Origin of the sequence: Mycobacterium sp. ITM-2016-00318, from assembly GCF_002968285.2 — a bacterium.
GTDB lineage: Bacteria > Actinomycetota > Actinomycetes > Mycobacteriales > Mycobacteriaceae > Mycobacterium.
In genome coordinates this window covers 4,094,252-4,107,981 of sequence record NZ_CP134400.1, presented here as the reverse complement: position 1 = coordinate 4,107,981, position 13,730 = coordinate 4,094,252, and the positions used below count along the sequence as shown (strand labels likewise).

The window sequence follows — 13,730 nt, the reverse complement described above, 5'->3', positions numbered from 1 at the left end:
CCGTAGCCTTGAAGGGTGCAGTCGACCTTCTGCGGCCGTCCGGTGGCGGGTGACCGAGCGCTGATCATGGCGATCGTGAACCGCACCCCGGACTCGTTCTACGACCGCGGAGCCAATTTCACCGATGAGGCCGCCAAGTCCGCGGCCCACCGGGTGATCGCCGACGGCGCCGACGTCGTGGACGTCGGCGGGGTCAAGGCCGGCCCGGGCGAGAACGTCGGCGTCGACGATGAAGTCGCTCGGGTGGTGCCGTTCATCGAGTGGCTGCGCGACAGCTACCCCGATTTGGTGATCAGCGTCGACACCTGGCGCTCGGCCGTCGCCAAGCAGGCCTGCGGAGCAGGGGCCGATCTGATCAACGACACCTGGGGCGGGCACGACCCCGGGCTGGCCGAGGTCGCCGCGGAGTTCGGCGCGGGCCTGGTGTGTTCACACACCGGCGGTGCGACACCCCGCACGCGCCCGTTCCGGGTCAATTACGGGCTATCCGAGCGCGGCGTGGTCGACGATGTCATCGCCGAGGTGACCGCCGCTGCCGAACGGGCCGTGGCCGCAGGGGTCGCCCGAGACGCGGTCTTAATAGACCCGACTCACGATTTCGGCAAAAACACTTACCACGGCCTTAGTTTGTTGCGCCATGTGAAAGACCTTGTAAAAACTGGATGGCCGGTGCTGATGGCGCTGAGCAACAAGGACTTCGTCGGGGAAACTCTGGGTGTGGATCTGACGGAGCGCCTGGAGGGCACCCTGGCGGCGACGGCTCTCGCCGCCGCCGAGGGAGCCGCGATGTTCCGGGTGCATGAAGTCGGGCCCACACGGCGCGTACTGGAAATGGTCGCGTCGATCCAGGGCGTGCGTTCGCCCACGCGCACGGTAAGGGGACTGGCATGACACTCACTCCAGAGCTTCCCGGCACAGACGTCGTCGCCGGCAGATGGTTGACCGATCACAGCTGGAGCCGACCCATGTGGACTGTTTCCGAGCTCGAGGCGGCCAAGGGCACCCGCACCATTTCGGTGGTGTTGCCGGCACTCAACGAGGAAGAGACCGTCGGCTCGGTCATCGAAACCATCACGCCGCTGCTCGGCGGGTTGGTCGACGAGCTGATCGTGCTGGACTCCGGCTCCACCGACGACACCGAGATCCGAGCGCTGGCTGCCGGTGCGCGGGTGATCAGCCGTGAGGTCGCACTGCCCGAGGTGCCGCCGCAACCCGGCAAGGGTGAGGTGCTGTGGCGCTCGTTGGCGGTGGCCACCGGCGACATCGTGGTCTTCGTCGACTCCGACTTGATCGACCCCGATCCGATGTTCGTGCCCAAGCTGGTCGGGCCGCTGCTGATGACCGAGGGAGTGCACCTGGTCAAGGGCTTCTACCGGCGTCCGCTCAAGGTCAGCGGCAGCGAGGACGCCAACGGCGGCGGCCGGGTCACCGAACTGGTGGCGCGGCCGCTACTCGCCGCACTCCGGCCGGAGCTGATGTATGTGATGCAACCGCTTGGTGGCGAATATGCCGGCACCCGCGAACTGCTCACCTCGGTGCCGTTCGCACCGGGCTACGGCGTGGAGATCGGCCTACTGATCGACACGTACGACCGGCTCGGCCTTGACGCGATCGCGCAGGTCAACCTCGGCGTGCGGGAGCACCGCAACCGCCCGTTGACCGAGCTCGCCGCAATGAGCAGGCAGGTCATCGCGACGTTGCTGTCCCGTTGCGGCATCCCTGACTCCGCCGTCGGCCTGACCCAGTTCTTCGCCGACGGCTACGACTACACACCCCGCACGTCGGAGGTGCGGCTCGATGACCGGCCGCCGATGAACACGCTGCGACCGTAGCCAGTGGGTCGCCTCCTCGTCGGAGGCGTGAGGCAGTATCGACACCGTGACACTGATCCTGGTGTATCTCGTGGTCCTCATCCTCGTGGCCGTCGTGCTGTTCGGGGTGGGCAGCGTGCTGTTCGGGCGCGGTGAGGTGCTGCCGCCGCTACCGCGCGCCACCACCGCGACGGCGTTGCCCGCCTCCGGTGTGACTGGAGCCGACGTCGAGGTGGTCAAGTTCACCCAGACGCTGCGCGGCTACAAGACCAGTGAAGTGGACTGGGTGCTCGACCGCCTCGGCGCCGAGCTCGACCAGCTCCGCGGAGAGCTGGCGGCGGTACAGGCGACGCAGGCGCGGGTCGCTGACCCCGCTGACGCCGATCCCGTTGAGGGCGGTGCGCATGCGCTGCCGGCGGAGGACAGGGCCGAGTCGTGACTGCCGGGCCTGACGGCGACGACTGCGTCCGCTGCGGTTGGATCGATCAATCCCGTTTGGCGCCAGCAGATTTCGTCCTGTACCGCGACTACCACGACACCGAGTGGGGCAAGCCGCTGCGCGACTCCAAAGCGCTGTTCGAGCGGGTCAGCCTCGAGGCGTTCCAGAGCGGGCTGTCGTGGCTGATCATCCTGCGTAAGCGGGAGAATTTCCGGCGCGCCTTTCACCGGTTCGAGATCGACAAGGTCGCGGCATACACCGACCGCGATGTCGAGCGGCTGATGAACGACGCGGGGATCGTGCGCAACCGCGCCAAGATCGAGGCCACCATCGCCAACGCGCGGGTGGTCGCCGACCTGGACGTCGAGCTGGGCGAGTTGCTGTGGTCGTTCGCGCCGGCGAGGCGCCCGCGCCCAGCCGCCTTGGCCGATGTGCCCGCGGTGACCCCGGAGTCCACGGCGATGGCCAAGGAGTTGAAGCGGCGGGGGTTCAAATTCGTCGGCCCGACGACGGCCTACGCACTGATGCAGGCCACTGGAATGGTCGATGACCACGAGGCCGCATGCTGGGTGCCTGCACCGGCCTGATCTGCCCATCCAGACGATCTTGACCGGGTCTTTGCACACCGGGCCGCCCGAATAGGGAACAATGGGGGAAGTTCAGTAGCAGTTCGACGCCGGGAGCTGTCAACGGGTGGGCAGCCGGCTCATGTGGAGGAGGCACTCGATGGCGGCGATGAAGCCCCGGACCGGCGACGGTCCTCTGGAAGCAACCAAGGAGGGGCGCGGCATCGTGATGCGGGTACCACTGGAAGGCGGCGGCAGACTGGTCGTCGAACTCACACCTGACGAGGCGGCTGCCCTCGGCGACGAGCTCAAGGGCGTCACCACCTAGCCGGACGACACCTTGCGGTAGATCTCCAGGGTCTGCTCGGCAATGTGTGCCCAGGAAAATTCGTCGATGCAGCGCTGCCTGCCGGCCTCTCCGTACTGACGCGCCCGCGCCGGATCGGCCACCAACGAGTTGACCGCATCGGCCAGCCGGCTTTCGAAGAACTCCCGGTCGGCCGGGTCGTAGTGCACCAGCAGCCCGGTCTGTCGATCCGAGACCACCTCAGGGATACCGCCGACGTCCGAAGCGACCACCGCCGTCGCGCACGCCATGGCCTCAAGGTTCACGATGCCCAACGGTTCATAGACCGACGGACAGACGAAAACTCTTGCTGCTGAAAGAATTTCGCGAATCTTGCCGATCGGCAGCATCTCGCGCACCCAGAACACGCCAGTGCGGGCCCGCGACAGCTCCTGCACCGCGGCCGTCACCTCCGCGGCGATCTCAGGGGTGTCGGGGGCGCCTGCGCACAGCACCAGCTGCACCTCGGGGGAGAACCGGTGAGCCGCCGCGACGAGGTGTGCGACGCCTTTCTGCCTGGTGATCCGGCCGACGAACGCGACGATCGGCCGGTTCGCATCGACGCCGAGCTCGGTCAGCACCGACCCGTCGGAGCCTTCTCCGGTGACGGGATACCAAACGTCGGTGTCGATGCCGTTGCGCACCACGTGCACCCGGTTGGGATCGAGGGCGGGATAGGTGTGCAGCACGTCGTCGCGCATGCCGGAACTGACGGCGATGACGGCATCGGCCCCCTCGACCGCGGTGCGCTCCACCCAGGACGAGATGCGGTAGCCGCCGCCGAGCTGTTCGGCCTTCCACGGCCGCATCGGCTCCAGCGAGTGGGCGGTCAGTACGTGCGGGATCCCGTAGAGCAGCGCGGCCAGGTGCCCGGCCAGCCCGGTGTACCAGGTGTGCGAGTGCACCACCGTCGCGCTGTCGGCGGCGTTGGCCATCACCAGGTCGGCCGACAGAGTCGCCAGCGCCGGGTTGGCGCCCTTGAGCGCCCGGTCGGGCTGGTGGACGAACGCGCCTTCGCGAGGCGCGCCCATGCAGTGCACGTCGACCTCGCAGAGGTGGCGTAACTGGGCGACGAGTTCGGTGACGTGCACACCTGCGCCGCCGTACACCTCGGGTGGATACTCACGCGTCATCATCGCCACCCGCATGCCTTTGACCGTAGTGTCCGCCGCCGCGCAATGCAGCCATGTAAAGGGGCCGAATTGTGGGTACTAGCCAATTACTTTGACCGACGTTCGCGTGGGCTCAAAAGCGCGAATGCCTGGTCATGGTGAGAACTCGCAGATAGGTTTGAGTCATGAGGGAGTTGCCACACGTCCTCGGCATCGTCCTGGCCGGCGGGGAGGGCAAGCGGCTCTATCCGTTGACCGCGGACAGAGCAAAGCCGGCAGTTCCCTTCGGCGGTGCGTACCGGCTCATCGATTTCGTCCTGTCAAATCTCGTCAACGCCCGATACCTGCGCATCTGCGTTCTGACGCAATACAAGTCGCACTCGCTGGACCGCCATATCTCACAGAATTGGCGGCTGTCGGGCCTCGCTGGCGAATACATCACCCCGGTTCCAGCGCAGCAGCGGCTCGGTCCGCGGTGGTACACCGGCTCGGCAGACGCGATATACCAGTCGCTGAACCTCATCTACGACGAGGACCCCGACTACATCGTCGTGTTCGGTGCCGACCACGTGTACCGGATGGACCCGGAGCAGATGGTGCAGTTCCACATCGAGAGCGGGGCGGGTGCGACGGTCGCGGGCATCCGGGTGCCGCGGGCCGAAGCCACCGCGTTCGGCTGCATCGACGCCGACGAGTCCGGCCGCATCCGCGAGTTCGTCGAAAAGCCGCCGGACCCGCCCGGCACCCCCGACGATCCCGAGCAGACATTCGCGTCGATGGGCAACTACATCTTCACCACCAAGGTGCTCATCGACGCGATCCGCGCCGACGCCGACGACGACGACTCCGACCACGACATGGGCGGCGACATCATCCCGCGGCTGGTGGGCGACGGGATGGCCTCGGTGTACGACTTCAACGGCAACGAGGTACCCGGGGCCACCGAGCGCGATCACGGCTATTGGCGTGACGTCGGGACGCTGGACGCGTTCTACGACGCCCACATGGACCTGGTGTCGGTGCACCCGGTGTTCAACCTCTACAACAAGCGTTGGCCGATCAGGGGCGAGTCGGAGAACCTGGCACCCGCCAAGTTCGTCAACGGCGGCTCCGCGCAGGAGTCCGTTGTCGGCGCGGGCAGCATCATCTCCGCGGCCTCCGTGCGCAATTCGGTGTTGTCGTCCAACGTCGTCGTCGACGACGGAGCGATCGTGGAGGGCAGCGTGCTGATGCCCGGTGTCCGGGTGGGCCGCGGTGCGGTGGTGCGCCATGCGATCCTCGACAAGAACGTCGTGGTCGGGCCCGGTGAGATGGTGGGTGTCGACCTGGAGAAGGACCGGGAGCGCTTCGCGATCAGCGCGGGCGGCGTGGTGGCCGTCGGTAAGGGTGTGTGGATCTAACCTGCCTCCTGCCTGGGCGAGGGCCTTTTGCCGTCGCCTGCGCCGCCACAGCTTGACGAAACCCCACACCAGCAGCGCGAGCACGGCCAGCACCACGACTGGTAGCAGGATCGCGAAGAACACCAACGCGACGCTGACGCCGTGCGGCAACGAAACCAGGTCGGTGAACCCGGACAGCAGGCCGAGCGCCAGGAGCGGGATGTAGGCGTTCAGACCCGATGCCGTGGCCAGCCCGAGGCCCGTCAGCAGTTCCACGGGTCAAGCATGGGTGTGGATCAATCCAGGACGGCCAACTCGAGGTCGCACAGCCGGTGCGGGTCGGCCTCGATGTCGATGTGGACGATCCTGTCGGCGCCGACGTCGAAGCGCAGCACCAGCGTCAACCTGCCCTCGGGGGCGACGACGACACCGGGTTCACCGTCGATGAGCGCGACGTCCGCGTGTACCGAGTTGGCCGCGAACATCGAGGCCCGCGACGCCACGTCGACGCGTCCCCGTACGACCACCGGGCGGCCGCCCCCGGCGACGGCGTCGGCGCGCAATTCGACGTCGGGGTGCAGCAGCACGAGGCGCTCCGTGCCCGCAACATGTCCAGGCATATCCGGGCGATCACCGTGGTGAGCCAGCCTCGCGGGTTGGCCACGTCGGCCGGGCATCGCCGGTTCATCCGCAGCCACGTCTCCTGCACTGCATCGTCGGCCTCGCTGCGTGTACCGAGCATGCGGAAGGCGACGGCATGCAGGTGCTCGCGGTGCGCTTCGAAGTCCATCGGCCCTCCTGTCATATCCGGCGACATTTCATCGTCATACACGTGACGATCTGCAGTGGCAGTTCCATGACAGAAAAGGACCACCGACATGTACCGCCCACTACGCATCGTGCTGTTCGTGCACGGCCTGATCACCCTTGCGGGCGCCATCGTGTTGACGGCGTTTCCGACCGCGATCCCGTCGGCGGTGGGTATCACCCTCGCGCGACCCGATTACCTGCTCGTCTATCTCGTCGCCGGGGCCGAGCTCGCCGTCGCGGTGTTGTCTTTCGGCGCGACCCGGCTGACCGATCCAGCGGCGCTGGGCCTGGTCGTGACGACCTTTGCGGTGCTGCACGGAGCCAGCGGCATCCTCGTTCTCGTCTACCTGGGCTTGACCGAGACCAACGGCACGCTGATCGGCAATGCCGTGCTGCGATTCACGGTGGTGGCGGTTTTCCTTCTGGTCTGGCGGGCGGCTCGCCGTCACCACACGTAGGGCACCAACCGGTAGTGCACCTTCTGCATGTACTCGCGATAGCCGGCCAACTGCTGCGTCAGCAGCGACTCCTCGTCGGTGATGCGAAACGCCAGCACCGCAACGCCGGTGACGACGATCAGCAGACCCCAGTATGAACCGAGGGCGAGCGGGATGCCTACCATCAGGACGACGTTGCCGAAATACATCGGGTGCCGGACGAAACCGTACCAACCCGTCGACGACAGCTGCTGGCCTGACTCGACCTTGACATTGGCTGCGGCATAACCATTTTGAATCGTCACCAGCATGGCGATGGTGAGCCCCGCGCCGACGAGGACGAGCCCGAGAACCGACACCGCGTCCGGCACCCTCGACCAACCGAGGCGGAAGTCCAGCGCGCTGACGACGATCATGGCGCCCATCGACAGGAACGCGAAGGCGATGATGACCTTCTGCAGCGGTCGCGTCTCCGCGCCTGGACCTGCCTGCATGCGTCGCCGCAGGGCGTCGGGATTCTTCACCGCCAGGTACGCGCTGGGAATCAACGTCGCGCCGGCGAATACCGCGATGAACGCCCAGCCCCGCCAGTACGCGACCGTGCCGGCGGGTGGGAACACGAGCAGGCCGAACAGGGCGGCGCCGACAACAGATGTGATCGTCGCTCGGACAACGGTTTTCATACTCACCACAGCCCGGGCCCCAATCGGTAGTGCATCTTCTGGGTGTAGGCGTCATAACCGTCGAGGTCCTGGCGTAACGCCTTCTCCTCGTCGGTGATTCGGGCGGCGAAGACGAACACGCCAGGGATGATCGTCAGCAAGCCCCAGTACGACGCCAATGCGAGCGGCATGCCCGCGATCATGATCAGCGCGCCGACGTACATCGGGTGGCGGACGACGCCGTACAGTCCGGTGGACACGGCGGGCTGATCCGCTTCAACGGTGATCGTCGCCGCCGCATAGTTGTTCTGGATGACGACGAGTTCGGCCACCGCGAGTCCGGCGAGGACGAGCACGTTGCCGATGACGACAACCGCCGTCGGCACGCTCGACCAGCCGAACCGGTGGTCGAGCGCGCTGAGCACTGCCGCGGCGACGGCCGTCGCGATGATGCCGATATTGATGAGTCTCTGCGCCATCCGCGTCTCCGCGAAGGGCCCGGAGTGGGTGCGCCGCCGAAACGCGTCGGGGTACTTCACCGCAAGGTAGACCATCGGCACCATGGCCCCGACGAGGAACACGGCGATGAAGACCCATGCCTGCCAGTAATCGAATGTCCCTGCGGGCCAGAACAACAGCACAGCGAAGAAGAGGATGCTGAAGGCGGTGTACCACATCATCTGAAGAGTGAGCTTCACGATTCCTCCTGTCGGTTCAGACGGCGTCGCGGCGTCGGTAAATCGTGCCCGCGGCAAGGGTCAGGGCCATGGCCGTGATCGCGATGGCGATGAGCGCGACGGCGGAATATTCGGTCGGCGCCCCGGTCTGGCCCACCGGCGATACGTCGAGCAGCCACTGCGGGAGTCGCAGCAACGCGCCGAGGTAGAGCGAGATGATCACGAAACTGACTGCCAGCCAACCGATCCAAGCGGATCGCAGCGCAACGGCGAGGGCCGCAACCGCGGCCATCGCCGCCATCGCGGGGACGAAGGCCAGGCCGGCGAGCGTGAGTCGCCAGATCGTCTGCGGTTCGCCGATCGTGAGGCCCGCTCCGAGACCCATTCCCAGACCGGCCGACACCATCAGCACGGTGGATCCGAGGATCGCCGCGATGACGGCGCTGACCAGCCACCGCCACCGCGACACCGCGCCGGCGAGCAGGACCTCGCCGAGGCCGGACTCCTCGTCGGCCCGCACCCGCAATACCGCGGACACGACATAGGCGGTGGCTGCGGCGGCAAGGAACTGCGTCAGGGTGGTGTAAACGCCGTCGGTGCCCTGCTGCGCGAGCACCCGCTGCAGCAGTTCGTTGTCAGCTGCCGCGTCCAGCAGCGACTTCGTCATCGACCCGAAAGCCAGGCCGGACAAGAAAAACCCGACTGCCCAACCGATCGTCTGGCCCCGCTGCAGCGTCAGATGCAGGCCGAGCACGCCTCCGATCGGCCGCGCGTTCGGATGCTCGCCGGAGGACGGCAGCACACCGTCGTCGTACTGCCTGCTCCTCTCCAGCGCCGCGGCCAGTGCGATGAGGCCGACGGCGAGCACGACGAGCAACGCCAGCGGCCACCACCGCACGTCGACGAACGCGCGCATCTGCTGCGCCCAGGCGATGGGGGAGAACCAGGACAGCGCGCTGCCGGAGTTGTCGATGACGTCGCCGACGCCGCGCACCAGTGCGGCCAGCGCGAGCAGTCCCATTGCCGCTCCGGTGGCGGCGCGGGCCTGCCGCCAGAGTTGAGCGGTGACCGCCGCGACGGCACCGAAGACCATCGACACCGCCGTGACACCGAGGCACATCGCGGCGGTGTCGACGACGCCGAAGCCGGTTGCGGCCATCGCCGCCGTCATGGTCACCGCCAGCACCGCGTTGACGGCGCCGACGAGGATCAGCGCCGCGTAGGTCCTGGCGTGGCGGCTCACAACCGATGACAGCATCAATTCTGCTGCGCCGCTTTCCTCCTCGGCACGGGTGTGCCGAATGACCGTGAGAATCGACATGATCGATGCGGCGATGATGAGTGTCAGCATGAGCTCGTTGGCCATCATCACGCCGAGGTCGGTCTCCTTGACGCCGAACATAGGGCCGCCGAGGATCATTCCGGCCGGTGTCTTGAGAAGGTTCACGCGCGCCGCGCGCTGCGCTTCCTCGGGGTAAGCCAGCTTGATGGCATTCGGTGCGTACACCATCATCAGCGTCAACGAGGCGATCCAGACGCTGAGCCGGACGCGGTCGCGGCGTAGCGCGAGCCTGATCAATTTGCCGACGCCGGTGAAGGGGGAAGCCGGAGGCGGTGACTCGTGTCGGCCGGCGTGCGGCGCGACGGCGGTCGCCGTCATCGGCCCGCGCCCTGGTACTCGCGAAGGAACAAGTCCTCGAGGGATGCCGGCGTGACGGTCAGGTCGATGATTCCCAATTCAGTCAGCAGCGCCATCGCGCCGTCGAGATTGGTGCGGTCGACCGAGAAGACGTAGTGGCCGTCGGCGATCGAGAAGTCGTGGACGAAGGGGGCCTCTTGGAGCCGTCGCCCGTCGTGTTGGGTGCGCACGGTGACCGTGGTCCGCATCAGGTGCCGCAACTCGTCCAGCGTGCCGGTCTTCGCCGCACGGCCCGCGCGGATGATCGTCACCTTGTTGCACAGTTTCTCGACCTCGGCGAGGATGTGGCTCGAAAGGAGCACCGCAGCTCCGCGTTGGGCCACCTCCTGCACACAGGTCTGAAAGGCCTTCTCCATCAACGGGTCAAGGCCCGATGTCGGCTCGTCGAGGATGTAGAGCTCGGCGTTGGTCGAGAACGCCGCGACGATCGCGACCTTCTGTCTGTTTCCCTTCGAGTAGGTGCGCGCCCTCTTGTGGGGGTCGAGCTCGAACCGCTCGATGAGCTGGTCGCGCCGACGTGTGTCGACCGCGCCGTCGCCACGCAACCGCGCGAGGAAGTCGATGGCCTGCAGACCGGTCAGGTTGGGCCACAGCGTCACATCGCCTGGGACGTAGGCGATGCGGTGATGCAGCGACACGGCATCGCGCCATGGGTCGCCACCGAGCAGTCGCACAGTGCCGCCGTCGGCGCGTAGCAGGCCGAGCAGCACGCGGATGGTGGTGGATTTGCCCGCGCCGTTGGGTCCGAGGAACCCGGTGATGTCACCCGGCGCGACGGTCAGATCCAGCCCGTCGAGTGCCTTGGTGCGACCGAAAGACTTGTCGAGCCCGCGGATTTCGACCGCCGCCCGAGAGCCCTCGTTCGTGTCAGACCGTTGCAGTGACGTCGCCGTCATCGTGATCTCCTTCAGTTGAAGTGCTGAACGGAATTCCTTGTTCGCGCTGGGCGAGAAATGCCTCGTACATGGCCGAGTCGGCCATCAGGCCGTTGGAGTAGAGCTCGAGCGCGGGCAGCACCATGTCTTCGGCGTAATCGCGAAGGACGGCACGTAGGTCGGTGGGGTTGTCGTGCATCTGCAGGTACAGCAGGAAGCCGCCGCCATTGTTGATGCCGAGGAACTTGGCCCTGGCCTTCGGGTCTCGGCTGGGCTTCAGTGTGCCCGCGCGAACGCCCTCTTCGAGGTACTCCTCGGCGTTGTTGATCATGCGCTGCCAGAAGTTTTTGGCCAGCGCGCTGCCGGACTGCATGCTGCGCACCAGGTAGGCCATCATCGGCGCATACGACTCGATTTCGGCCATCTGCGCGAACCACGACGTGGCGTCCGCGGACTTGAGTGACTCCGACTTGGACGCGCGGATTTCTTCGAGGATGTATTCGTCGCACGCCCGCAGCAGACCGTCCTTCGAGCCGAAGTGGTGGATGACCAGCGCGGCGCTCACGCCTGCCGCCTGGGCGATGGCGCGCAGTCCGACGCTGAAGCCGTGCTGACCCACCTGCTCGATCGCGGCGTCGCGAATTCGGGCGAGGGCCGTCAAATCGTCCGCTGAACGCATGTTTAGTATCTTAAACGCGCGTTCAGCGCGGAGTCAATGGGCATTACAGTCAAAACTCCGTAAAATCGCGACAGCTATCGCATCGGCGCGCACACCGCGCGAAGCGAGTCAGTCCTCGTCGCGGGAGGGCCAGTCGCGGGCCGCGGCCAGTAAGCCGTCGCCCAGAGGTACGAGTACCGGCGTCAGGCGTTCGTCCTCGGCGATCAACCGGGCGGCCTCCCGCACAGCGGTGACCTCGGCGTCGTGAGCTTTGGCATCGCCCGCCCGTCCGCCGAGCGCCGCGCGGTGCACGACGATCGCCCCACCCGGTCGCAGCAGCCGAATGCCTTCGGAGACGAAATCCGGTTGGTCGGCCGGTTCCGCGTCGACGAACACCAGGTCGTAGGACTCGTCGGCGAGCCGGGTCAGGACGTCCTGGGCACGTCCGCCGATCAGTCGGGTCCGCGACGGCCCGATGCCCGCCTCGCTGAACGCCTGCTTGGCAAGGCGCTGATGTTCGGGTTCGACGTCGATCGTGGTGAGCACACCGTCGTCCCGCATTCCGGAGAGCAGCCACAGCCCGCTGACGCCTGCCCCGGTGCCTACTTCGACGACGGCCTTGGCGCCGCTGATCTTGGCCAGCACGCTCAGGAGCGCCCCAACGGCGGGGCTGACCGCGCCCGCACCGGTCTCGACGGCGCGGTCGCGCGCCGCGGCGACGATGGCGTCCTCGGATATCGACTGTTCGGCATGGTTGACGATCGACTCGGCGCGGCTGGGTTGCGGCTGGCTCGCCGGGGCATCGGCCATGCCCGCAGCGTAGAGGGGTGCCGAATCGGGTACCACTGCGACACGCCCGCGCCGGCCCGGTCAACTGAGTTCGCGAGTTTCGCAGTTTGCCCAGGTGAGGCATGGGTGATGTTGGTAACAATCAGGTTTCTCAGGGAAAGTTCAGTTCGCTCATATGCCAGCCACACCACGGTCGGGAACGGTAAGCCGCATGGAACACGGCGGACGCTGGCGCTCTGGGAATAACCGTGTCGACCCTCGCGTTGCTGCCGATGTCGCGTTGCCGATAAGCGGTGAACGCTGTGATCTGGAGGATCCGACGACCACAACCACAACGGCCCCCCACCTGGCCCCTGTTTCGATGTCCCACCTCGAGCGGTACACCGACGGCGAATGGGTTGAGCCTTCCGATGAGCCACAGGGCACGGCGGTGTTCGACGCCACCGGCGACCACGCCACCATGCCGTCATGGGATGAGCTGGTTCGTCAGCACGCCGACCGGGTGTACCGGCTGGCCTACCGGCTGTCGGGTAACCAGCACGACGCAGAGGATCTGACGCAGGAGACCTTCATCCGCGTCTTCCGGTCGGTGCAGAACTACCAGCCGGGCACCTTCGAAGGCTGGCTGCACCGCATCACCACCAACCTCTTCCTCGACATGGTCCGCAGGCGCAGCCGCATTCGCATGGAGGCGCTGCCCGAGGACTACGACCGGGTGCCTGCCGACGAGCCGAACCCCGAGGAGATCTACCACGACTCGCGGCTCGGCCCGGACCTGCAGGCCGCGCTCGACTCGCTGCCGCCGGAATTCCGTGCCGCGGTCGTGCTGTGCGATATCGAAGGTCTTTCCTACGAGGAGATCGGGGCGACGCTCGGCGTGAAGCTCGGCACCGTACGCAGCCGCATCCACCGCGGTCGGCAGGCGCTGCGGGACCATCTGGCCCGGCATTCGGCCGACACAGCCAGGTCCGCCTGACCGTTCCCGGGTGTCGGGGGGCGGCTCCCGCGCTACATTCAAGTGTGAACCGTCTATCGCGAGGGTGATGGGCCGAGAGGAGCGGGGTGATGGCCGACCCGGGGCATGTGTTTCGCCGCGCGTTCTCCTGGCTGCCCACTCAGTTCGCCTCGCAGAGTGATGCGCCGGTAGGGCCGCGTCAGTTCGGCTCCACCGAGCATTTGTCCACCGAGGCCATCGCCGCCTTCGTCGACGGTGAGCTGCGAATGACCGCGCATCTGCGGGCCGCCCATCATTTGTCGCTGTGTCCGGAATGCGCAGGCGAGGTGGAGGCGCAGCGACAGGCCCGGGCCGCGTTGCGGGACTCCCGGCCGATAGCCATACCTAACTCGCTTCTGGGCCTGTTGTCGCAGATTCCGCAGGACACCGCGCAGGTGTCGCCCAGCGACGACCACCCAAACCAGTTTGCTGACGACACCATCCGCGGCCGGCGCAAGCGCCGGTAGGCTGGACGA

At 66.8% G+C, this 13,730-nt stretch carries 17 protein-coding genes and 2 pseudogenes; 9 read left to right on the top strand and 10 right to left on the bottom strand.

Annotation, left to right across the window (positions count from 1 at the left end; genetic code table 11):
* Nucleotides 1–66: 66 nt before the first annotated feature.
* From folP to C6A82_RS20050, 5 genes are all read left to right on the top strand, one after another.
* The gene (folP, locus tag C6A82_RS20070) at nt 67–891 is read left to right on the top strand and encodes a dihydropteroate synthase (RefSeq protein ID WP_233217188.1); all 825 of its coding nucleotides are present in this window, start codon (nt 67–69) and stop codon (nt 889–891) included.
* Nucleotides 888–1,832 carry a glucosyl-3-phosphoglycerate synthase gene (locus C6A82_RS20065; protein WP_105349261.1) on the top strand — a complete coding sequence of 315 codons (945 nt, stop codon included), beginning with the start codon at nt 888–890 and terminating at the stop codon, nt 1,830–1,832. The genes folP and C6A82_RS20065 overlap by 4 nt, the downstream gene beginning before the upstream one ends.
* A 46-nt stretch (nt 1,833–1,878) precedes the next feature.
* Nucleotides 1,879–2,250, top strand: a complete 372-nt coding sequence (locus tag C6A82_RS20060) for a DivIVA domain-containing protein (RefSeq protein ID WP_105349262.1) — start codon at nt 1,879–1,881, stop codon at nt 2,248–2,250.
* A complete protein-coding gene (locus tag C6A82_RS20055; RefSeq protein WP_105349263.1) occupies nt 2,247–2,837 on the top strand; it encodes a DNA-3-methyladenine glycosylase I in 591 nt (196 codons plus the stop codon). The genes C6A82_RS20060 and C6A82_RS20055 overlap by 4 nt, the downstream gene beginning before the upstream one ends.
* 139 nt (nt 2,838–2,976) lie before the next feature.
* On the top strand, nt 2,977–3,144 hold the full coding sequence (locus C6A82_RS20050) for a DUF3117 domain-containing protein (RefSeq protein WP_199193978.1): 168 nt from the start codon (nt 2,977–2,979) through the stop codon (nt 3,142–3,144).
* Here the strand turns inward: C6A82_RS20050 and glgA are convergent.
* Nucleotides 3,141–4,310, bottom strand: a complete 1,170-nt coding sequence (glgA, locus tag C6A82_RS20045) for a glycogen synthase (protein ID WP_105349264.1) — start codon at nt 4,308–4,310, stop codon at nt 3,141–3,143. The two genes, C6A82_RS20050 and glgA, sit on opposite strands and share 4 nt — an antisense overlap.
* A gap of 149 nt (nt 4,311–4,459) precedes the next feature.
* Between glgA and glgC the strand changes: the two genes are divergently transcribed.
* Nucleotides 4,460–5,674, top strand: a complete 1,215-nt coding sequence (gene glgC, locus C6A82_RS20040; protein ID WP_105349265.1) for a glucose-1-phosphate adenylyltransferase — start codon at nt 4,460–4,462, stop codon at nt 5,672–5,674.
* A gap of 84 nt (nt 5,675–5,758) precedes the next feature.
* Here the strand turns inward: glgC and C6A82_RS27005 are convergent.
* From C6A82_RS27005 to C6A82_RS20025, 3 genes and pseudogenes are all read right to left on the bottom strand, one after another.
* Nucleotides 5,759–5,929 (bottom strand): annotated as a pseudogene (locus C6A82_RS27005) (DUF4126 family protein); the annotation flags it as partial.
* A gap of 20 nt (nt 5,930–5,949) precedes the next feature.
* Nucleotides 5,950–6,273: a hypothetical protein gene (locus C6A82_RS20030; protein WP_311101944.1), complete on the bottom strand. Its 324-nt coding sequence runs from the start codon at nt 6,271–6,273 to the stop codon at nt 5,950–5,952.
* A 32-nt stretch (nt 6,274–6,305) separates the two neighbouring features.
* Nucleotides 6,306–6,395, bottom strand: a pseudogene (locus C6A82_RS20025) (RNA polymerase subunit sigma-70); the annotation flags it as partial.
* A gap of 136 nt (nt 6,396–6,531) precedes the next feature.
* On the opposite strand from C6A82_RS20025, the gene C6A82_RS20020 reads away from it, so the two are divergent.
* Nucleotides 6,532–6,921 (top strand): hypothetical protein, encoded by a 390-nt coding sequence (locus tag C6A82_RS20020; RefSeq protein WP_105349267.1) that lies wholly within the window; start codon nt 6,532–6,534, stop codon nt 6,919–6,921.
* On the opposite strand, the gene C6A82_RS20015 is transcribed toward C6A82_RS20020, so the two are convergent.
* The 6 genes from C6A82_RS20015 to C6A82_RS19990 all read right to left on the bottom strand — a co-directional run bounded on the left by C6A82_RS20015 (nt 6,909) and on the right by C6A82_RS19990 (nt 12,281).
* Entirely contained in the window at nt 6,909–7,583 is a 675-nt protein-coding gene (locus tag C6A82_RS20015) for an isoprenylcysteine carboxylmethyltransferase family protein (protein ID WP_105349268.1), read from the bottom strand. The two genes, C6A82_RS20020 and C6A82_RS20015, sit on opposite strands and share 13 nt — an antisense overlap.
* 2 nt (nt 7,584–7,585) lie before the next feature.
* A complete protein-coding gene (locus C6A82_RS20010) occupies nt 7,586–8,260 on the bottom strand; it encodes an isoprenylcysteine carboxylmethyltransferase family protein (protein ID WP_199193979.1) in 675 nt (224 codons plus the stop codon).
* 16 nt (nt 8,261–8,276) lie between these two features.
* The gene (locus C6A82_RS20005; protein ID WP_105349269.1) at nt 8,277–9,899 is read right to left on the bottom strand and encodes an ABC transporter permease; all 1,623 of its coding nucleotides are present in this window, start codon (nt 9,897–9,899) and stop codon (nt 8,277–8,279) included.
* The gene (locus C6A82_RS20000; protein WP_105349270.1) at nt 9,896–10,834 is read right to left on the bottom strand and encodes an ABC transporter ATP-binding protein; all 939 of its coding nucleotides are present in this window, start codon (nt 10,832–10,834) and stop codon (nt 9,896–9,898) included. Before C6A82_RS20000 ends, C6A82_RS20005 begins: the two co-directional genes overlap by 4 nt.
* Nucleotides 10,806–11,492, bottom strand: coding sequence for a TetR/AcrR family transcriptional regulator (locus C6A82_RS19995; RefSeq protein WP_105349271.1), 687 nt, complete (start codon nt 11,490–11,492; stop codon nt 10,806–10,808). The genes C6A82_RS20000 and C6A82_RS19995 overlap by 29 nt, the downstream gene beginning before the upstream one ends.
* 108 nt (nt 11,493–11,600) lie before the next feature.
* Nucleotides 11,601–12,281: an O-methyltransferase gene (locus C6A82_RS19990; RefSeq protein ID WP_105349292.1), complete on the bottom strand. Its 681-nt coding sequence runs from the start codon at nt 12,279–12,281 to the stop codon at nt 11,601–11,603.
* A 190-nt stretch (nt 12,282–12,471) separates the two neighbouring features.
* On the opposite strand from C6A82_RS19990, the gene sigE reads away from it, so the two are divergent.
* Together sigE and rseA are read left to right on the top strand one after the other, a co-directional pair.
* Nucleotides 12,472–13,236: an RNA polymerase sigma factor SigE gene (sigE, locus tag C6A82_RS19985; RefSeq protein WP_105349272.1), complete on the top strand. Its 765-nt coding sequence runs from the start codon at nt 12,472–12,474 to the stop codon at nt 13,234–13,236.
* 89 nt (nt 13,237–13,325) lie between these two features.
* On the top strand, nt 13,326–13,721 hold the full coding sequence (rseA, locus tag C6A82_RS19980) for an anti-sigma E factor RseA (protein ID WP_105349273.1): 396 nt from the start codon (nt 13,326–13,328) through the stop codon (nt 13,719–13,721).
* The last annotated feature ends 9 nt before the right edge of the window (nt 13,722–13,730 follow it).